Here is a 20202-nt window from a genome sequence, read left to right as displayed (position 1 = left end):
CATCGACAATCGCCGCCCCAACTATCCCTTTTGTATGCACACACGAAGGGACGGCCAGTGAGAGCACTTGCGTTGTACGGCACCATCGGGTCGCTGTTGGTGACCGCCCTCGCCACTGCCCCGGCAGGCGGCGCCACGGGGGCCACCGCAGCGCCACCCGCACCCGTTGCGCACCGCCTCGGCTTCGGCCGCTGCGCACCGGTGGAGCATCTGCCGTCGACCGTCGAGTGCGGCAGGCTCACCGTTCCCCTCGACTATGCGCGCCCCGACGGCAAGAAGATCCACCTGACCGTCAGCCGGGCCCGGGCCACCGCGCGCGGCGAGCGGCAGGGTTCCCTGGTCTTCAACCCCGGCGGCCCCGGCGCGTCCAGCATGGAGTTCCCGCTCTACGGCGGGCTCCCCAAGTGGAACAAACTGGCCCGCGCCTACGACTTCGTGGGCTATGCGCCACGCGGCGTGGGCCGCTCGGCGCCGCTGTCGTGCCAGGACCCCAAGGAGTTCGCCAAGGCGCCCACCGACAGCCGGACCCACCCCGATGCGGCCTTCAAGCGCCGGAAGGCGGCCGAGGCCAGGGAGTATGCCCGCGGCTGCGTCCGCCGGGCAGGCGCGGACCTGCCCTACTACAACTCCGTCAACAACGCCCGCGATCTGGACATGCTGCGGGCCGCGCTCGGCGAGAAGAAGCTGAATTTCATGGGCGCCTCGTACGGGACGTACTTCGCCGCGGTCTATGCGACGCTCTTCCCCGGCCACGTCCGGCGGATGCTCTTCGACAGTGTCGTCAATCCCGCGCCCCGGCAGATCTGGTACCGCAACAACCTCGACCAGGACGTCTCCTTCCAGCGCCGCTGGAGCGACTTCCTGCGCTGGACCGCCCGGCACAACAGCCACTACCACCTCGGCACGACCGTGCGGGCGGTGCAGCACGCCTACGACTCGGCCGCGAACAAGCTGCGCCACCATCCGCTCAACGGGAAGATCGGCGCCGGCCAGCTCCAGTCCGCGTTCCTCAAGACCGGCTACAACGACGCCTTCTGGCCGATGCGCGCCGAGGCGCTCTCGGGGTATCTGCACGGCGACCCCAAGCCGCTGAGCGCCCAGGCCATGCCGCGCTCCGGCGGTGCCAAGGCCGAGGAGAACAGCAACGCCGTCTACACCGCCGTGGAGTGCAATGACGCGCGCTGGCCGCACGACTGGCGGACCTGGGACCGGGACAACACGGAGATCGCCCGGATCGCGCCGTTCGAGACCTGGGACAACGCGTGGATGAACCTGCCGTGCGCCTTCTGGCCCGACCGGACGCAGACCGCCGCGGCCGAGCTCGACGCCGCGGTGCACCGGGCGGACGGCCACGCCGGCGGAGCGGACCTGGCCGAGGTCGCCGGCCGTGCGGCCTCGACCGAGTTCGACGAGGCGCTCCACGGGCCGCGCGGTCCGCTCGACATCCACACCGAGCCCGGCGCGCTGCCGCCGGTGCTGCTGCTGGCGGCCGAGCGGGACGCGGCAACGCCGTACCGGGGAGCACTGGAGCTCCAGCGGCGGCTGCCCGGCTCCTCGCTGGTGACCGAGAACAGGTCGGGCACCCACGGCATCGCGTTCGGTGACAACGCCTGCGTGAACAAGTACGCCGAGGCGTATCTGCTGCGCGGCAAGATCCCGGCGCACCGGGTGTACTGCGGGCCGCGGGCGGAGCCGGTGCCGGGCCAGCAGGCGACCCGGGCGCAGCACGCGCTGCCGGGGAAGTAACCGGGACCGCACATGCCACGGGCCGCCCCCTCGGGGGCGGCCCGTGGTGCTGTGTGCGGCTGTGCGCGCCCGGCCGGACGCACCGCCCGTCCGGTTACGCCAGACCCGCGACCAGCTCGGAGAGCGGCTTGCGGCGCCCGGTGTAGAACGGGATCTCCTCGCGGACGTGCATCCGCGCCTCGGAGCCGCGCAGATGACGCATCAGGTCGACGATGCGGTAGAGCTCATCGGCCTCGAACGCCAGCACCCACTCGTAGTCGCCGAGCGAGAACGACGGCACGGTGTTGGCGCGCACGTCCGGGAAGCCGCGGGCCATCTTGCCGTGGTCGGCCAGCATGCGGCGCCGGTCCTCGTCGGGGAGGAGGTACCACTCGTAGGAGCGCACGAAGGGGTAGACGCTCACATAGGCGCGCGGCTGCTCGTCGGCCAGGAAGGCCGGGATGTGCGACTTGTTGAACTCGGCGGGGCGGTGCAGCGCCATGTTCGACCACACCGGCTCCAGCGCGCGGCCCAGACGGGTACGGCGGAAGAGGTTGTACGCCTCCTGGAGAGCGTCCGAGCTCTCCGAGTGCCACCAGATCATCACGTCGGCGTCGGCGCGCAGGCCGGACACGTCATAGGTGCCGCGGACCACCACGTCCTTGGCCGCGAGCTGCGCGAACAGCTCCTCGACCTCCTCGGCGTAGCCGCCGCGGTCCTCCGGGAGGACGTCGCGCAGCTTGAACACCGACCAGAGGGTGTAGCGGATGATCTCGTTGAGGTCCTTGGCCTTCTTGCCGGCGTGCGGAACCTTCTCGGGCGCCGCGGGTGCCTGCGGTGCGGAAGCGGGAGTGGAAGCGTCTGTCATGTCGTCCATTCTCACTCGGCGGGGACGGAGTCCGGGCGCAGGGTGGCGAGGATGTCGTCGGCGGCCGTGCGGGCCGAGGCGATACAGGCCGGGATGCCGACGCCCGTATAGAGCGCACCGCACACCCGCAGGCCCGGAAGCTGCGCCACGGCGTCCTGGATCCGGCCCACCCGCTCCAGGTGGCCGACCGGGTACTGGGGCAGTCCGCCGTCCCAGCGGGTGACCCGGGAGGCGACCGGCGCGGTGGTCAGCCCGACCGCCTCCCGCAGGTCCGCCCGCGAGAAACCGACCAGTTCGGAGTCCTCGCGCGCCAGGTCCGCCTCGTCGCCGTAGCGGCCGATGGAGGTGCGCAGCACGAAGAGGTCCGGGTCGAAGCCGCCGGTCCAGCCCCACTTGTTGCTCGAGAAGGTGGACGCCTTGATCTTGCGGCCGTCCACGGGCGGTACGAGGAAGCCGCTGCCGGTCAGCCGCTCCTCGACGTCGGCGCGGCGGAAGGCCATGGTCACCAGCGCCATGGAGGCGTACTCGACGGAGTCCAGCTCGGCCGCGGCCGGCCCGCAGACGGGGGCGAGGAGGCGGGCCGTGGCGTGCGCGGGGGTGGCGAGGACGACGGCGTCCGCGGTGAGCGCGGCACCGTCGAGGTCGAGCTGCCAGCCCTGGGAGGACCGCCGCACCGCGGTGACCGGGGTGCCCGTACGGATCTCGCCGCCCTTGGCCCGTACGGCATCGGCCACCGCGCCCGGCAGCGTCCCGATGCCGCCCTCGATGCCCATGAAGACGGGGCCGGTCGCGGCGGCTCCGGTCTGGGGGACGGCAGCGGCGGACCGCGCCTGAATGCCCCGGACGCCGTCGAGCAGCGAACGGTTCGTCCGCGCGGCCTCGAACAGCGGGGGGACGGCGGCGCGCATCGAGATCTGGTAGGCGTCGCCCGCGTACACCCCGCCGAGGAGGGGCTCCACGAGCCGGTCGACGACCTCGCGGCCCAGGCGTTCGGCGACGTAGGCGCCGACGGCGACGTCCTCGCCGACCTCGGTGCGCGGCAGCCGGGTGTCCTCGTCGATACGGGCGAGGCCCTCCGGGGAGATGACACCGGAGGCGGCGAGCGGACCGAGGTCCCCGGGGACGCCCATGACGTGGCCCTTGGGCATCGGGCGCAGCGCGCCGCGCGTCCAAAGGGACGCCGTCGCCGTGGTGGGCGGCCGGAGCCGGTCGCCGATCCCGACGGCGCGCGCGAGTTCCACCGCCTCCGGCCGCCGGGCCAGCATCGATTCGGCACCCAGATCGACCGGTACGCCCTCGATCTCGCCCGCGTACAGCTTGCCGCCCAGCCGGTCCGCCGCCTCCAGGACGGTCACCCGGGCGCCGCCTTCGAGCAGTCGGTGCGCCGCCGCCAGCCCGGAGATGCCTCCACCGATGACGACCACGTGACCGGTGCTGCCGGGCCCGTGGCCCGTACGGGTGTGCGCTGCGCTCATGCCCCCACTCTCTCAGAGCACACCGGCCGGACCGGGACCGGATCACGCTCCGCGCAACGTCCGCGGCGGCCGGGCAAGGTGACCGGGAGCCCCGTTGACAGCGGGCAGCGGCGGGCAAAGACTCTTGGTCGGCGGGTGGCGATCTTCGTACCGCCCGCCGACCGTCGAACCGGGACAGCGAGGACAGGGCCTGATGACCGACCCACGCGTACGGGATGTGTACATCGTCGACGCCGTACGGACCCCCGTCGGCAAGTACGGCGGCGCGCTGGCCGCGATCCGGCCGGACGATCTCGCGGCCCATGTGGTCAAGGCCCTGGTGAACCGCACCCCGGACCTCGATCCGGCGCGGATCGACGACGTCTGTTTCGGCGACGCGAACGGCGCGGGCGAGGACAACCGCAATGTGGCGCGGATGGCGGTACTCCTCGCCGGGCTGCCGGTGACCGTCCCCGGCGTGACCGTGAACCGGCTGTGCGGGTCCGGTCTGGAGGCGGTCATCCAGGCGGCCCGCGCCATTGCGCACGGCGATGCGCATATCGCGGTGGCGGGCGGTGTGGAGTCGATGAGCCGTGCGCCCTATGTGCTGCGCAAGGCCGAACGCGCCTTCCCCGCGGGCCATCAGGAGATGTTCTCCTCGACGCTGGGCTGGCGCATGGTCAATCCACGGATGGCCCCGGAGTGGACCGTCGCGCTGGGCGAGGGCGCCGAGCTGATCGCCGACCAGCACGGCATCACCCGCGAGCAGCAGGACGTCTTCGCGCTGGCCAGCCACCAGAAGGCGGTCCGCGCCTGGCAGGAGGGCGCCTACTACGCGGAGGTCGTGCCACTGCCGGACGTGGAGCTCGTGCGGGACGAGACGATCCGGGAGGCGTCCTCCCTGGAGTCGCTGTCCAAGCTGAAGCCGGTGTTCCGTACGGCGGGCGGCACGGTCACCGCCGGGAACTCCTCACCGCTCAACGATGGTGCGGCCGCGCTGCTGCTGGTCGACGAGGAGGGGCTGCGGGCCACGGGGCGCGAACCGCTGGCCCGTATCGGCGCGAGTGCCGTGACCGGCGTCGAGCCGCAGCTGTTCGGCCTGGGGCCGGTGGAGGCGGTGCGGCGCGCGCTGGAGCGGTCCGGGCGGGGCTTCGACGAGGTGGCGACGTTCGAGCTCAACGAGGCGTTCGCGGCCCAGGCGTTGGGCTGCATCGGACAGTGGCCCGAGCTGGACCCGGCCGTGGTGAATCCGCGCGGCGGCGCCATCGCCATCGGCCACCCGCTGGGAGCCTCCGGAGCCCGTCTCGCGGGGGCGGTGGCCCACCAGCTCGCCGCCCTGGGCTCGGGTACGGGGCTCGCCGCGCTGTGCATCGGCGTGGGGCAGGGGCTGGCGCTGGTCCTGGAGCGCTGAGGCCCCCAGAGGGTGGCCCGGCTGACGGGCGAACCGTGCGAAGCGGCACGGCGGAGCATGCATACGACGAAGGAGCCACGGCATGGCGGCGGAGCAGTTGGTGATCGTCGGGGGCGATGCGGCGGGGATGGCGGCCGCCTCGCAGGCACGCCGGCTGAGGAAGCCCGGCGAGCTGGCGATCACCGCGTTCGAGCGCAGCCATTTCGCCTCGTACTCCGCCTGCGGCATCCCCTACTGGGTGGGCGGCGAGGTCGACGGCCCGGACGCACTGATCGCCCGGACGCCGGAGGAGCACCGCGCCCGGGACATCGATCTGCGGATGCGCCACGAGGTCACCGAACTCGACCTGGAACGCGGCCGGGTGCGCACCCGGGAGCTGGACAACGGCGGCCGGGAGTCATGGACCGGCTTCGACAAGCTGGTGCTGGCGACCGGCGCCCGCCCGCGCCGCCCCGACCTCCCGGGGATCGACGCACCCGGTGTGCACGGCGTGCAGACCCTCGACGACGGCCGGGCGCTGCTGGACTCCCTGGACGCCTCGCCGGGCAGGCGGGCGGTCGTCGTGGGTGCCGGCTACATCGGTGTGGAGATGGCCGAGGCACTGATCCGCCGCGACTACGAGGTCACCGTCCTGGAGCAGAGCGCACAGCCCATGTCCACCCTCGACCCGGACATGGGCGCGCTCGTCCATGAGGTGATGTGCGCGATGGGCATCGAGACGGTGCGCGGGGCGACCGTCACCGGCGTGCTGACCGACGGGGACGGCAGGGCCCGCGCGGTCACCACGGAGGATGCCGAGTACCCGGCGGACGTGGTCGTGCTGGGCCTGGGCGTACGCCCCGAGACCACGCTCGCCGCCGCGGCCGGGCTGCCGCTGGGCGAGTCCGGCGGGCTGCTCACCGACCTCGGGATGCGGGTCCGCGGCCAGGAGCACATCTGGGCGGGCGGCGACTGTGTCGAGGTCCTCGACCTGGTCTCCGGGCAGCTGCGCCATATCGCGCTGGGCACCCATGCCAACAAGCACGGGCAGGTCATCGGCGCCAATGTGGGCGGCGGCTATGCGACCTTCCCCGGTGTCGTCGGCACGGCCGTCAGCAAGGTCTGTGATCTGGAGATCGCCCGGACGGGACTGCTGGAACGCCAGGCGCACGCCGCCGGTCTGCGCTTCGTGACGGTGACCGTCGAGGCCACCAACCGCGCCGGCTACTACCCCGGCGCCCGCCCGATGCACGTCAAGATGCTCGCCGAGCGCCGTACGGGCCGGCTGCTGGGAGTGCAGATCGTCGGCCGTGAGGGTGCGGGCAAGCGGGTGGACGTCGCGGCCGTCGCGCTGACGGCCGGAATGACCGTGGAGCGGATGACCGCCCTCGACCTCGGCTACGCCCCGCCGTTCTCGCCGGTCTGGGACCCCGTCCTGGTAGCGGCCCGCAAGGCCACGGCTGCCGTACGGGACGCCGGGGCCTGACGGTCCGGCACCGCAGGCCCTTCCTGTCTCCCGTCCCGGTCCGGCCGTGGCCCTCCGGTTCCGCTCAGCGGGCCGTCTGCGTGTGGACGTATTCGACGAGGCGGGTCAGCGCGTCCGGGTCGGTGGAGGGCAGTACGCCGTGGCCGAGGTTGAAGATGTGGCCTTCCAGGCCGGCGGCCGCGTCGAGGACCTCACGGGCCTTGGTCTCGACGGCCTCGCGGGGCGCGAAGAGCACGGCCGGGTCGATGTTGCCCTGCAACGCCTTGCCGGCACCGACGCGGCGGGCCGCCTCGTCCAGCGGCACCCGCCAGTCGACGCCGACGACATCCGCGCCCGCCTCGCCCAGCAGGCCGAGGAGTTCGCCGGTGCCGACGCCGAAGTGGATCCGCGGGACGCCATAGCCCTCGACCGCCTGGAAGACCTTGGTGGAGGCGGGCATCACGGAGCGGCGGTAGTCGGCCGGCGAGAGTGCGCCGACCCAGGAGTCGAAGAGCTGGACGGCGCTCGCCCCGGCCTCGATCTGGACCTTGAGGAAGGCGGCGGTGATGTCGGCGAGGCGGTCCAGCAGGTCGGCCCACAGCTGCGGGTCGCCGTACATGAGGGCCTTGGTGCGCTCGTGGTTGCGCGACGGGCCGCCCTCGACGAGGTAGCTGGCGAGCGTGAAGGGCGCGCCGGCGAAGCCGATCAGCGGCGTGCCGCCCAGCTCGCGGACCAGCATCCCGATGGCCTCGGTGACGTACGAGACGTCACCGGGCTCGAGGGTGCGCAGCTGCTCCAGGTCCGCGCGGGTGCGGATCGGGTTCTCGACGACCGGGCCGACACCGGGCTTGATGTCGAGGTCGATACCGATGGCCTTGAGGGGGACGACGATGTCGCTGAAGTAGATGGCGGCGTCGACGTTGTGGCGGCGCACGGGCTGGAGCGTGATCTCGGTGACCAGTTCGGGCCGCATGCAGGAGTCGAGCATCGCGATGCCCTCGCGGACCTTGCGGTACTCGGGGAGTGAGCGCCCCGCCTGACGCATGAACCACACCGGCGTGTGCGGCACCGGCTCACGCCGGCATGCCTTGAGGAAGGCCGAGTCGTGCGTACCGGTCTGCTGCTGGCCCGTGGGGCATTCGTTGGCGCTCACGCCCCAAATCTTCGCACGACGGCATCCCCGCCGAATTGGCCAGGTGGCCGATATCTCCGCATGCGCCCGGGGGCGCCTCCGAATGGGCGACGCGCGCACCGGGTGTCCTCCCCGTATGCGGGCCCGGTTCCGCCTAATCTTCCGGGCATGGCTGCGGCTCACGAACACCTCGCGGACAGCGCGGACGAGGCCCCGATCCCCTTCCGTCAGGCGGTCGAGGCGCTCCGCGCGGCACGACTGCGGCCGGAGATCGAGATCGACCCGACGCCCGCTCCGAAACGGCTCGCGCCGTATGCGTATGCGCTGGAGGCAGCGGTCGTCGAGCGCGGATCCGGTCCGGACGGCGAGGACAAGGATCTGGCGGACGGCCGGCTGGTGGTGCTGCACAACCCGGCCGGCGACGACACCTGGCAGGGCACCTTCCGGGTGGTGACGCTGGCACGGGCGGAGCTGGAGCCGGAGATGGGCGCCGATCCGCTGTTGCCGGAGGTGTCGTGGTCCTGGCTCACGGGTGCGCTGGATGCGCGCGGGGTGCGCTACGGCGCACCGAGCGGGACCGTGACCCGCGCCGGCTCGCACTACTTCGGCGGGCTCGCGGCGCGCGAGCCCGCGACGCAGATCGAGATCCGGGCGTCATGGACACCGGCCGAAGGGCCCGGCGGAGTGCCGGAGCTGGCGGTGCATCTGTCGGCGTGGTGCGATCTGCTGTGCCAGGTCGCGGGCCTGCCGCCGGCCACGCTCGACATGACGCCGCGCGGCGGGATCGTCCCGCTGCCGCAGCGTCGCGGCGCACAGCCCCGCTGAGCTGCGCTTTTCCTTGCGGCCCGAGCCGCGGTGATCATGTTTGTGCAGAGCCGGTCCCGGTGATAGTTCACGCCCGGCCCACGCCATGATCACCGCGCCGCCACCCGCCGCATGCGATCCGCGTGACGGCGCGTACGACTTTGATCATCTCGGTGCGCACCGAGTGCTCACCTCTGATCGATCACGCATCCGATTTGCCCGAATTGCCCCTAACTAAATCGTGATCAAAGTCTAAAGTCCCGCCGGATTGCTGCCGAAGAGGTCAGTGACCCTTCAAACACGGATCATTCCGGCTCCCCCAAGTCGGCTTCCGTCCCCGCCACTCCCCCCAGGAGGCCCGGTGTCTGTTCTCCTCGAGCAACCTTCGAGCCTGGTCGCCTACCGCCCGAACAAGCCGACGGCCATGGTCGTCGTGGCCGACCCTCGCGTCCGCTCCACCGTCACCCGCCATCTGTGGGCTCTCGGAGTGCGTGACGTGATCGAGGCGTCGTCCATCGCGGAGGCCCGTCCCCGCGTCGGCAACCCGCGCGACATCTGCGTTGCCGACGTCCACCTTCCAGACGGCTCCGGCCTCACGCTTCTGTCCGAGACCCGGGCGGCGGGATGGCCCAACGGCCTCGCGCTGTCCGCGGCCGACGACATCGGCGCCGTACGCAACGCCCTGGCCGGCGGCGTCAAGGGCTATGTCGTCACCGGTACCCGCACCAACCTGGGCCTTCCCGGCCGCCCCGGCACCTCGCCGATCGGCGCCAACGCGGCCCGTATGCAGCGCCGCCCTCCGGGCGCCCCCGGCCACCCCGGCGGCTACCGGGAGCTGTCGGGCCGCGAGGTCGAGGTGTTGCGGCTGGTGGCGGAGGGCCAGTCCAACAAGGCCATCGGCGTCTCGATGGGGCTGTCGGCACTGACCGTGAAGAGCCACTTGGCCCGCATCGCACGCAAGCTCGGCACCGGTGACCGGGCCGGAATGGTGGCGGTGGCACTGCGCACCGGCATCATTCACTGACCCTTCATTCGACCGGCTCGCCCGTCGAGGGAACGTTCCCTCGACGGGCGACGTGCATACACAGATACCCTTGACTGGTGACCGACGCCCAAAAGACCGCAGCAGACACGACACTGCGAGCGACCGGAGACTCGCCTCCGGATTCCCGACCGGCGCCGGTCCCTCTCCTGGAGCCCCGCGAGGGCATCCCCCCGGTGACCGCCACGGACGAGGCACTCGCCGAGATCGTGGCCGCCTTCGCGGCCGGTACGGGCCCGGTGGCCGTCGACGCCGAGCGGGCCTCGGGCTACCGCTACGGCCAGCGCGCCTACCTCGTACAGCTGCGCCGCGAAGGTGCCGGCAGCGTGCTGATCGACCCGGTCGGCTGCCCCGACCTGTCGGCGCTGGGCGAGGCGATCGGCGACGCCGAGTGGGTACTGCACGCCGCCACCCAGGACCTTCCGTGCCTGCGTGACATAGGGATGGTGCCCACCCGGCTGTTCGACACCGAGCTGGCCGGCCGGCTGGCCGGCTTCGCCCGGGTCGGCCTGGGTGCCATGGTCGAGAACGTTCTCGGCTTCGCTCTGGAGAAGGGCCACTCCGCCGTCGACTGGTCCACCCGTCCGCTGCCCGAGCCGTGGCTGCGCTATGCCGCGCTCGATGTCGAGCTGCTGGTGGATCTGCGCGACGCACTGGAGGAGGAGCTGACGCAGCAAGGGAAGCTGGAGTGGGCCCGGCAGGAGTTCGCGGCGATCGCCGCCGCTCCCCCGCCGCCGCCCCGCAAGGACCCCTGGCGCCGCACCTCCGGCATGCACAAGGTCCGCCGGCGCCGCCAGATGGCGGTCGTACGGGAGCTGTGGACGGCCCGTGACCAGGTGGCCCAGCGGCGCGATGTCTCACCCGGCAAGGTGCTCGGTGACGCCGCGATCGTCGAGGCGGCGCTGAACCTGCCGGCGAACAGCCATGCGCTGGCCGCACTGCCCGGTTTCGGCCACCGCATGGGCCGCCGGCAGCTGGAGCAGTGGCAGGCCGCCGTCGACCGCGCGCGCACGCTGTCCGAGAGCGAGCTGCCGCAGCCCGGCCAGCCGCTCAACGGGCCGCCGCCGCCGCGCGCCTGGGCCGACAAGGACCCGGCCGCCGCGGCCCGGCTGTCGGCCGCCCGCGCCGCGGTCACCTCGCTCGCCGAGAGCCTGAATCTCCCGCAGGAGAATCTGATCACTCCGGACACGGTGCGCCGGCTGTGCTGGGAACCGCCGGCCGAGCCGACCCGGGAGTCGGTCGCCGAGGTGCTGACGGGCCACGGCGCCCGCCCCTGGCAGATCGAGCAGGTCGCGCCGCTCCTCACCGAGGCGCTGCTGACGGACACCGACTGACGCCGGTAGCGGCCCGGCTCCCGTATGCCGCGCCGCATGCCCCGTCGCGGTAGCCGGCCGCCGTGACGGCGGGATGTTCTTCCCGTCGTCGCGGCACGGCACGGGACCGGCGCCCTCTCCCGGACGGGAGGAGGGCGCCGGGGCAGTCCGTGCGGCGGGGCTCAGTCCTCGCTGACGTGCATCGACAGGACCTTGCCGGTGGCCGCGTCGATCTCGTACATCGTCTGGTTCCAGTCGTCGGAGGTCACGACGCCCACGGTCCAGGCCGCCTTGTCGCCCCCGTTGTCGGCGTCGCCGAGTCCGATGGTGGTGACGGTGCCCTTCGTCTTCTCGGTGGCCGTCTTCGCGGCCTGCTGGGCCGTGACCTTGGCCGTGGACAGCCGGGCGGCCAGTTGCTTCTTGTCGTCGGGGTCGTCGGACTGGGTGTGCGGCTGGTCCGCCTTTCCGGAGACGGCATCGACGCGGACGGCGGACACCGTCCCGTCGTCGGTCGCGACCACGGTGCTCCAATAGGGGGCGTCGGGCGACCCCTTGAGCTCCGCGGCGATCGCCTCCGAGGCGGGGACGGCCGCGACCCCCGCCTTCAGCGCCTGCTCGTAGTCCACCTTGGCCTTGGGGATCAGGGCCTTTCGCCGGGCGCGGTCCTCGCTGAGCGAGCCGCTCGGCGATGCGGGGGCGGAGGCGGGTACCGCCCGCGAGGGGACCGCGCCGGGGCTTCCCGTGTCGGCCTTGTCGCTCTTCCCGCAGCCCGACAGCAGCGCACCCGCGGCGGCGACGGCGCAGACCAGACCGATCGCGCGCGGCCCCGCCGGACGCCCGCGCCGGATCACGACACCACTCCTGTTCGTATCCATATGGGCACTTTAAGTGCGTAATGGGATGAATTGCACCAAGACTCGGCGGCAATCGGTCGTTTTCGATCGGCGGTTCACCGCCGGGAACCGGTCGGGAGAGGGGTGAGCGGCACATCCATCCGGTGTGACCTTCACCGCTCCGGGCGGTGGGGGTGTGCAGCTTGGTTACCCGTAAGTAGCATGTCGGTGTGAAGCGTCCCCCGGGGCGCCCCGCAGCAGTGCCATCCCGCACCTGGAGGAGAGCCAACGTGCCTCGTACCGCTAGGGACGTCGTCTTCGTAGACGGCGTCCGCACCCCGTTCGGCAAGGCGGGCCCGAAGGGCATCTACCACGAGACCCGCGCCGACGATCTCGTCGTGAAGGCCATCCGGGAGCTGCTGCGCCGCAACCCGGCCCTGGACCCCGCGAAGATCGACGAGGTCGCCATCGCCGCCACCACCCAGATCGGTGACCAGGGCCTGACCCTCGGCCGTACGGCCGGCATCCTCGCCGGCCTGCCGCAGTCCGTGCCCGGTTACTCCATCGACCGCATGTGTGCCGGTGCGCTGACCGCCGTCACCGCCACCGCCGGCTCCATCGCCTTCGGTGCGTACGACGCCGTCATCGCCGGCGGTGTCGAGCACATGGGCCGCCACCCCATGGGCGAGGCCGTCGACCCGAACCCGCGGTTCGTCAGCGAGAAGCTCGTCGACGAGTCCGCCCTGTTCATGGGCATGACCGCGGAGAACCTCCACGACCGCTACCCGCACATCACCAAGCAGCGCGCCGACGAGTACGCCGTGCGCTCGCAGGAGAAGGCGGCGAAGGCGTACGCGAACGGCAAGATCCAGCAGGATCTGGTACCGATCTCGGTGCGCAACACCAACGCGGAGGTCGGCGAGACCGGCTGGGGCCTGGTGACCGCCGACGAGCCGATGCGTCCGGGGACGACCCTGGAGAACCTCACCGGCCTGAAGACGCCGTTCCGCGCGCACGGCCGCGTCACGGCCGGCAACGCCGCGGGTCTCAACGACGGCGCCACCGCCTCGATCCTCGCCTCCGAGGACTTCGCGCGGGAGAACGACCTCCCGGTCAAGATGCGCCTGGTCTCCTACGCCTTCGCGGGCGTCGAGCCCGAGGTCATGGGCTACGGCCCGATCCCGGCCACCGAGAAGGCCCTCGCCAAGGCGGGCCTCGGCATCGGTGACATCGACCTGTTCGAGGTCAACGAGGCGTTCGCCGTGCAGGTGCTCGCCTTCCTCGACCACTACGGCATCGCCGACGACGACGCGCGCGTCAACCAGTACGGCGGCGCCATCGCCTTCGGTCACCCGCTGGCCTCCTCCGGTGTCCGGCTGATGACGCAGCTGGCCCGGCAGTTCGAGGAGCAGCCGGAGGTCCGCTACGGCCTGACCACCATGTGCGTCGGCTTCGGCATGGGCGCGACGGTCATCTGGGAGAACCCGAACCACAAGGACGCCGGAGGCAGCAAGTGAGCACCCCCACCACCGAGCTTCTGAAGGGTGCGGCCGAGCTGTTCCCGGACGAGGTCGTCACCCAGGCGCACGTCCGCCACCTCGATCTGCCGTACGGCGCGGGCAAGTTCGCGCTGATCACGCTGGACAACGGCTTCGACCACACCAAGCCGACCACCTTCGGTCCCGGCTCGCTCGCGAACCTCAACGCCGCGATCGATCAGGTCGAGAAGGAGGCCGCGGACGGCGGCATCGTCGGCGTCGGCATCACCGGCAAGCCGTTCATCTTCGCCGTCGGCGCCGACCTCAAGGGCGTCGAGCTGCTGGGGCGGCACGAGGACGCGCTGGCCATCGGCAAGGGCGGCCACGAGGTCTTCAAGCGGCTCTCCGGGCTCCCCGTACCGACCTTCGCCTACTACAACGGTGCCGCGATGGGCGGCGGCGTCGAGGTCGGTCTGCACTGCTCCTACCGCACCGTCTCCAAGGCGCTGCCGGCCTTCTCGCTGCCCGAGGTCTTCCTCGGTCTCGTCCCGGGCTGGGGCGGCTGTGCGCTGCTGCCGAACCTCATCGGTGCGGAGAAGGCCGTCTCGGTCATCATCGAGAACTCGCTCAACCAGAACAAGCAGCTCAAGGGCAAGCAGGTCTTCGACCTCGGCATCGCGGACGCGATCTTCGAGGGCGCGGACTTCCTGGAGCAGTCGCTGATCTGGACCGCGAACGTCCTCAAGGGCGACGTGGCCGTCGAGCGCGCCGAGATCGACCGTGGCGAGGCCTGGGACCAGGCCGTTGCCAAGGGCCGGTTCATCGCCGACGGCAAGGTGCACGGCGCCGCCCCGGCCGCCTACCGGGCGCTGGACATCATCGCCGCCGCCAAGAGCGGGGACCTCCAGGCCGGTTTCGACGCCGAGGACCAGGCGCTCGCCGACCTGATCATGGGTGGCGAACTCCGCGCCGGTATCTACTCGTTCAACCTGGTGCAGAAGCGTGCCAAGCGGCCCGCCGGTGCGCCGGACAAGAGCCTGGCGCGCCCGGTCAGCAAGGTCGGTGTCGTCGGCGCCGGCCTGATGGCCTCGCAGCTGGCACTGCTGTTCCTGCGCCGCCTGGAGGTGCCGGTCGTGCTGACCGACATCGACCAGGAGCGCGTCGACAAGGGTGTGGGCTACGTCCACGCCGAGATCGACAAGCTGCTCGGCAAGGGCCGGATCAACCAGGACAAGGCCAACCGCCTCAAGGCCCTGGTCTCCGGCGTCCTCGACAAGGCCGAGGGCTTCTCCGACGCCGACTTCATCATCGAGGCCGTCTTCGAGGAGATCGGCGTCAAGCAGCAGGTGTTCGCGGAGGTGGAGGCCGTCGCCCCGGCGCACGCGATCCTCGCCACCAACACCTCCTCGCTGTCGGTCTCCGAGATGGCCTCGAAGCTCAAGCACCCCGAGCGGGTCGTCGGCTTCCACTTCTTCAACCCGGTCGCGATCCTGCCGCTGCTGGAGATCGTCCGCGGTGAGAAGACCGACGACGCCTCGCTGGCCACGGCCTTCGGTGTCGCCAAGAAGCTGAAGAAGACCGCGGTGCTGGTGAAGGACGCCCCGGCGTTCGTCGTCAACCGCATCCTGACCCGCTTCATGGGCGAGATTCAGAACGTCATCGACGAGGGCACCCCGGTCGAGACCGCCGAGAAGGCCATCGAGCCGCTCGGTCTGCCGATGTCGCCGCTGGTGCTGCTGGAGCTGGTCGGCCCGGCGATCGGTCTGCACGTGTCGGAGACCCTGAACCGCTCCTTCCCGGACCGCTTCACGGTCTCCCCCAACCTGAAGGCCGTCGTCGAGGCCGGCAAGCGCGGCTTCTACGTCTACGACTCCGGCAAGCCGGAGCTGGACCCCGAGGTCGCCGCGCTCCTCAAGCAGGGCGACTCGGTGCTGACGGAGGAGCAGGTCCGCGACCGCGTCCTGGACGCGGTGGCGCAGGAGATCGGCCTGATGCTGGACGAGGGTGTGGTCGCCGAGGCGCAGGACATCGACCTGTGCCTGATCACCGGCGCCGGCTGGCCCTTCCACCTGGGCGGCATCACGCCGTACCTGGACCGCGCGGGTGTCTCCGAGCGGGTGCGGGGCAAGAAGTTCCTGGCCCCGGGCGTGGCGAGCGTGCCCGCGTAAGGGCGCAGCACTGAGGACGGAAAGCGCGGGCCGGCTCGGCGGAGCCGGCCCGCGCCTTCGTGTGTCAGGAGCGGCCCGGCCCACCCGTCCCGGCCGGTCCTGACCACGCGAACGGCGCCGCCCCCCGGCGTGGGACAGTGGCGGCATGGATTCCATGGTCATTGTCGATGCCGCGAACGTCGTCGGCTCGGTGCCCGACGGCTGGTGGCGGGACCGGCACGGCGCGGCGGAGCGGCTGCGCGACGCGCTGCCCCAGTACGCCGACAAGGGGCTGCCGGGGCTGGTGCCGCCGCCCGTCGAGGTGGTCCTGGTGGTGGAGGGCGCGGCGCGCGGGGTCGAATCCGTCGAGGGCGTACGGGTGGTGCCCGCGAGCGGCAGCGGCGACGACCGGATCGTGCAGCTGGTGGCCGCGGAGTGCGGCGACCGGGACTGTGTGGTGGTCACCGCGGACCGCGAGCTGCGGGAGCGGGTCCAGGCGCTGGGAGCCCGGGTGACGGGACCGCGGGCGGTGTGGGGCCGGGGGCACGGCGAGGCGTAGGACCCTCCGCCGGCGTGCGGGGGGGCGGCGGGTGCTGGGCGGCCGTCTCTGCGGGCCGGCTACTGGACGGGCGGCGGAATGCCGAGGCAGCCGAGGGACGGCCGCCGGCTGCCCCGTACACCGCCTCGTCGCGGCATACGGGGCAGTCGGCCGGAAGTCCCGGCGGGCGTACGGCCGGGCGTGTCAGTCCTTGCCGGTCTGCCGGTTGCGGATGCCCAGGCGGCTGTGCGAGCGCCCGTACAGGAAGTAGACGCCGAACCCGATGACCATCCAGATCGCGAACCGGACCCAGGTCTCCGCGGGCAGATTGAGCATCAGCCACACCGAGGCGAGCACGGACAGCGCCGGCACCACCGGCACCCACGGGGTACGGAAGGAACGATGCAGATCGGGCCGGGAGCGGCGGAGCAGGACCACGCCGACGGCGACCACGACGAACGCGAACAGAGTGCCGATGTTGACCAGCTCGGCGAGTTCGTCGATCGAGGTGAAGCCGGCGACGACGGCGACGACGACACCCAGCACGATGGTCGACCGGTAAGGGGTCCCGAAGCGGGGGTGGGCGCGTGAAAAGATCCGCGGCAGCAGCCCGTCGCGGCTCATCGCGAAGAACACCCGGCTCTGGCCGAGCAGCAGGATCATGCAGACCGAGGTCAGGCCGACGGCGGCGCCGAAGCTGATCACGCCCGCGAAGAAGGGCTGCCCGAGATCCTTGAAGGCATCGGCGAGCGGGGCGTCGGTGGAGAGTTTGCTGTACTTCTGCATGCCGGTGACGACCACCGACACGGCCACATAGAGAACGGTGCAGATGGCCAGCGAGCCGAGGATGCCGCGTGGCACATCACGCTGCGGGTGCCGGGTCTCCTCGGCGGCGGTGGCCACGATGTCGAAGCCGATGAAGGCGAAGAAGACCACGGCCGCCGCGGCGAAGATGCCCATGGTCCCGAAGTGGGACGGGCTGAAGCCGAAAATCAGCTGCGACAGCGGCGCGGCCAGTCCGCCGCCGGTCTCACTGGGCCGGCTGGGCGGGATGAACGGCTCGTAGTTGGCGCCGTTGATGAGAAAGGCACCGGCGATGATGACCAGCAGGACGACGGTGACCTTGATCCCGACGACCACTGCCGTCACCCGTGAGGACAGTTTCATCCCGAGCACCAGGATGCCGGTCAGCACCAGCACGAGGATGGTGGCGAGCAGATCGAAGCCGAAGTGCCCCTCGTGGGTGCCGGAGAGCCCGGCGGGCAGGTGCAGCCCGGCGGAGTCCAGCAGGGAGCGGATGTAGCCGGACCAGCCGACGGCGACCACCGCGCAGCCCAGGGCAAGTTCCAGGACCAGGTCCCAGCCGATGATCCAGGCCGGCAGCTCGCCGAGCGAGGCGTACGAGAAGGTGTAGGCCGATCCGGCGACCGGCACGGTGGAGGCGAACTCCGCGTAACACAGGGCCGCCAGCGCACAGACCACGCCCGCGACGACGAAGGACAGTGCGACCGAAGGCCCGGCCTGCTCCTTGGCGATTTTGCCGGTGAGGACGAAAATGCCGGTGCCGATCACGACACCGACACCGAAAACGGTGAGATCGAGCACCGAAAGAGATTTTCTGAGCGTGTGCTCCGGCTCCTCGGTGTCCAGGATCGACTGCTCTACAGTCTTCGTCCGGAACATGCCGCGACTGCGGCGCGAATCGTGTGGTGTGCCGTGCTGTGTGCTCATGGGCGAACCTCCGCCTGGACGACCCTCGCAACTCTCCTGAACTGACCGAGTCTCCGCAATGTCGGGAAACAGTCAGCTTCGGCGGGCCTCCAGGGGGCGGGGATTCACCCGATGGGGTGTGACGGCGCCTATGCCGATGGGCCGGGCGGAACATCCGTACGGATGACCGGCCGGCCCATCGGTGCCGTCTGGGGAATCAGTCGCGGGCGACCTCGGCCGGCTCGGCCGCGCCCTTGGCGCCGACCGGCTCGGCGTCGTCGTACCGGCCGTCGATCTTGGAGACCAGACCGGTCACCTGACGGGCGATGTCCGGCGCGGTGAGCCCGATCTCCGCCATGACCTCCTTGCGGGAGGCGTGGTCGAGGAACCGCTCGGGGATGCCGAAGTCGCGCAGCGGCAGGTCCACACCGGCGTCCCGCAGGGCCTGCGCGACCGCCGAACCGACGCCGCCGGAACGGATGTTGTCCTCGACGGTGACCACGACCCGGTGCTTCGCGGCGAGGCCCGGCAGCGCCTCGTCGACCGGCTTGACCCAGCGCGGGTCGACGACGGTGGTGGAGATGCCCTGCTTGTCGAGGAGGTCGGCGATCTCCAGGCACATCGGGGCGAGCGCGCCCACGGAGACCAGGAGGACATCCGGCCGCTTGACGGACTCGGCGGGCTCGCGCAGCACGTCCATGCCGCCCACCCGGCCGACGGCCTCGACGGCCGGGCCGACCGCGCCCTTGGAGTAACGCACCACGGTGGGCGCGTCATCGACCTCGACGGCCTCGCGCAGCTGGGCGCGCACCTGGTCGGCGTCGCGCGGCGCGGCGATCCGCAGACCGGGCACGACCTGAAGGATCGACATGTCCCACATGCCGTTGTGCGAGGCACCGTCGGTGCCCGTGACACCGGCCCGGTCCAGCACGAAGGTGACGCCGCACTTGTGCAGCGCCACGTCCATCAGCACCTGGTCGAAGGCGCGGTTGAGGAAGGTGGCGTAGACGGCGAAGACCGGGTGCAGGCCGCCGGTGGCCATGCCCGCCGCGGAGACCGCCGCGTGCTGCTCGGCGATGCCGACGTCGTAGACGCGGTCGGGGAAGGCCTTGGCGAACTTCTCCAGTCCGACGGGCTGGAGCATGGCCGCCGTGATGGCGACGATGTCCTTGCGCTCCTTGCCGAGCTCGACCATCTCGTCACCGAAGACGGACGTCCAGTCCTTGCCGCCCGAGGAGATGGGCAGGCCGGTGTCGGGGTGGATCTTGCCGACGGCGTGGAAGCGGTCCGCCTCGTCCTGGAGGGCGGGCTGGTAGCCGCGGCCCTTCTCGGTGAGGCAGTGGACGATGACCGGGCCGCCGAAGCGCTTGGCGCGCGTCAGGGCGGATTCCAGCGCCTCGATGTCATGGCCGTCGATCGGGCCGACGTACTTGAGGCCCAGGTCCTCGAACATGCCCTGCGGGGCGATGAAGTCCTTCAGGCCCTTCTTGGCGCCGTGCAGGGTCTCGTAGAGCGGCCTGCCGACGACCGGCGTCCGCTCCAGCAGGTCCTTGCCACGGGCCAGGAAACGCTCGTAGCCGTCCGTGGTGCGAAGGGTCGCCAGGTGGTTGGCGAGGCCGCCGATGGTCGGCGCGTAGGAGCGCTCGTTGTCGTTGACGACGATGACGAGCGGGCGGTCCTTGGCGGCGGCGATGTTGTTGAGCGCCTCCCAGGCCATGCCGCCGGTCAGCGCGCCGTCACCGATGACGGCGGCGACCCGGTTGTCCGAACCGCGCACCTCGTTGGCCTTCGCGATGCCCTCGGCCCAGCCGAGCACCGTGGAGGCGTGGCTGTTCTCGATGACGTCGTGCTCGGACTCGGCGCGGGAGGGGTAGCCGGACAGGCCGCCCTTCGCCTTGAGCTTGGAGAAGTCCTGACGACCGGTGAGCAGCTTGTGGACGTAGGACTGGTGCCCGGTGTCGAAGAGCACCTTGTCCTTCGGGGAGTCGAAGACACGGTGCAGGGCGATGGTCAGCTCGACCACGCCGAGGTTCGGCCCGAGGTGTCCGCCGGTCTTGGACACCGCGTCGACAAGGAAGGTACGGATCTCCCCCGCCAGCTGCTCGAGCTGCTCCGGGCCCAGTCGGTCCAGATCGCGCGGTCCCCTGATACGGGAAAGCAACGCCACCCCTGCCTCCTTGCTGCTGCTTGCTGCCGTGGATCGAGCTTGCCGATCAGATGAGTCTAATGTCGCGTCCGCCGCGCCGACGCCCGGGCCTTGCGATGTATGTCACTCGGGTGAGACGGGCTGTGGCGCGCCGCGC

Annotated in this window: 15 protein-coding genes; 9 read left to right on the top strand and 6 right to left on the bottom strand. The window is 71.4% G+C overall.

The genetic code is table 11. The features are described 5' to 3' along the window. The first annotated feature begins 57 nt into the window (after positions 1-57). Complete coding sequence (locus K7C20_RS28535; RefSeq protein ID WP_245171731.1) at positions 58-1746, top strand: alpha/beta hydrolase; 1689 nt, start codon at positions 58-60, stop codon at positions 1744-1746. Between the two features lie 94 nt (positions 1747-1840). Here K7C20_RS28535 and hemQ read toward each other — a convergent pair whose 3' ends face one another. Continuing rightward, positions 1841-2593: a hydrogen peroxide-dependent heme synthase gene (gene hemQ, locus K7C20_RS28530; RefSeq protein WP_030081670.1), complete on the bottom strand. Its 753-nt coding sequence runs from the start codon at positions 2591-2593 to the stop codon at positions 1841-1843. Between the two features lie 11 nt (positions 2594-2604). Next, positions 2605-4068 carry a protoporphyrinogen oxidase gene (hemG, locus tag K7C20_RS28525; protein WP_030081668.1) on the bottom strand — a complete coding sequence of 488 codons (1464 nt, stop codon included), beginning with the start codon at positions 4066-4068 and terminating at the stop codon, positions 2605-2607. Positions 4069-4261: 193 nt separating this feature from the next. On the opposite strand from hemG, the gene K7C20_RS28520 reads away from it, so the two are divergent. Together K7C20_RS28520 and K7C20_RS28515 are read left to right on the top strand one after the other, a co-directional pair. Continuing rightward, positions 4262-5458, top strand: a complete 1197-nt coding sequence (locus tag K7C20_RS28520; protein ID WP_053210195.1) for a thiolase family protein — start codon at positions 4262-4264, stop codon at positions 5456-5458. An 82-nt stretch (positions 5459-5540) separates the two neighbouring features. Continuing rightward, positions 5541-6923, top strand: a complete 1383-nt coding sequence (locus K7C20_RS28515; RefSeq protein ID WP_053210194.1) for an FAD-dependent oxidoreductase — start codon at positions 5541-5543, stop codon at positions 6921-6923. Between the two features lie 64 nt (positions 6924-6987). On the opposite strand, the gene hemE is transcribed toward K7C20_RS28515, so the two are convergent. Continuing rightward, a complete protein-coding gene (gene hemE, locus K7C20_RS28510) occupies positions 6988-8055 on the bottom strand; it encodes a uroporphyrinogen decarboxylase (RefSeq protein ID WP_053210193.1) in 1068 nt (355 codons plus the stop codon). A gap of 147 nt (positions 8056-8202) precedes the next feature. On the opposite strand from hemE, the gene K7C20_RS28505 reads away from it, so the two are divergent. The 3 genes from K7C20_RS28505 to K7C20_RS28495 all read left to right on the top strand — a co-directional run bounded on the left by K7C20_RS28505 (position 8203) and on the right by K7C20_RS28495 (position 11214). Continuing rightward, positions 8203-8859, top strand: coding sequence for a DUF3000 domain-containing protein (locus tag K7C20_RS28505; protein ID WP_030081658.1), 657 nt, complete (start codon positions 8203-8205; stop codon positions 8857-8859). A gap of 340 nt (positions 8860-9199) precedes the next feature. Then, entirely contained in the window at positions 9200-9862 is a 663-nt protein-coding gene (locus tag K7C20_RS28500) for a response regulator transcription factor (protein ID WP_018536954.1), read from the top strand. Between the two features lie 77 nt (positions 9863-9939). Beyond that, positions 9940-11214, top strand: a complete 1275-nt coding sequence (locus K7C20_RS28495; RefSeq protein WP_078953527.1) for an HRDC domain-containing protein — start codon at positions 9940-9942, stop codon at positions 11212-11214. Between the two features lie 161 nt (positions 11215-11375). On the opposite strand, the gene K7C20_RS28490 is transcribed toward K7C20_RS28495, so the two are convergent. Continuing rightward, a complete protein-coding gene (locus K7C20_RS28490; protein ID WP_245171729.1) occupies positions 11376-12068 on the bottom strand; it encodes a PepSY domain-containing protein in 693 nt (230 codons plus the stop codon). Between the two features lie 248 nt (positions 12069-12316). Between K7C20_RS28490 and K7C20_RS28485 the strand changes: the two genes are divergently transcribed. The 3 genes from K7C20_RS28485 to K7C20_RS28475 all read left to right on the top strand — a co-directional run bounded on the left by K7C20_RS28485 (position 12317) and on the right by K7C20_RS28475 (position 16210). Next, complete coding sequence (locus tag K7C20_RS28485) at positions 12317-13543, top strand: thiolase family protein (RefSeq protein WP_053210191.1); 1227 nt, start codon at positions 12317-12319, stop codon at positions 13541-13543. Continuing rightward, positions 13540-15672, top strand: coding sequence for a 3-hydroxyacyl-CoA dehydrogenase NAD-binding domain-containing protein (locus K7C20_RS28480; RefSeq protein WP_030076945.1), 2133 nt, complete (start codon positions 13540-13542; stop codon positions 15670-15672). Before K7C20_RS28485 ends, K7C20_RS28480 begins: the two co-directional genes overlap by 4 nt. Positions 15673-15817: 145 nt before the next feature. Next, positions 15818-16210 carry a PIN domain-containing protein gene (locus K7C20_RS28475; RefSeq protein ID WP_030076947.1) on the top strand — a complete coding sequence of 131 codons (393 nt, stop codon included), beginning with the start codon at positions 15818-15820 and terminating at the stop codon, positions 16208-16210. A 183-nt stretch (positions 16211-16393) separates the two neighbouring features. On the opposite strand, the gene K7C20_RS28470 is transcribed toward K7C20_RS28475, so the two are convergent. Beyond that, positions 16394-17920, bottom strand: coding sequence for an amino acid permease (locus K7C20_RS28470; RefSeq protein WP_048828859.1), 1527 nt, complete (start codon positions 17918-17920; stop codon positions 16394-16396). Positions 17921-18116: 196 nt separating this feature from the next. Further along, a complete protein-coding gene (gene dxs / locus K7C20_RS28465) occupies positions 18117-20066 on the bottom strand; it encodes a 1-deoxy-D-xylulose-5-phosphate synthase (protein WP_030076951.1) in 1950 nt (649 codons plus the stop codon). Positions 20067-20202 lie beyond the last annotated feature (136 nt).

The organism is Streptomyces decoyicus (assembly GCF_019880305.1).
Classification (GTDB): Bacteria; Actinomycetota; Actinomycetes; order Streptomycetales; family Streptomycetaceae; genus Streptomyces; species Streptomyces decoyicus.
The sequence above is the reverse complement of the archived record's forward strand: the minus strand, read 5'-3'. Positions and strand labels throughout refer to the sequence as shown.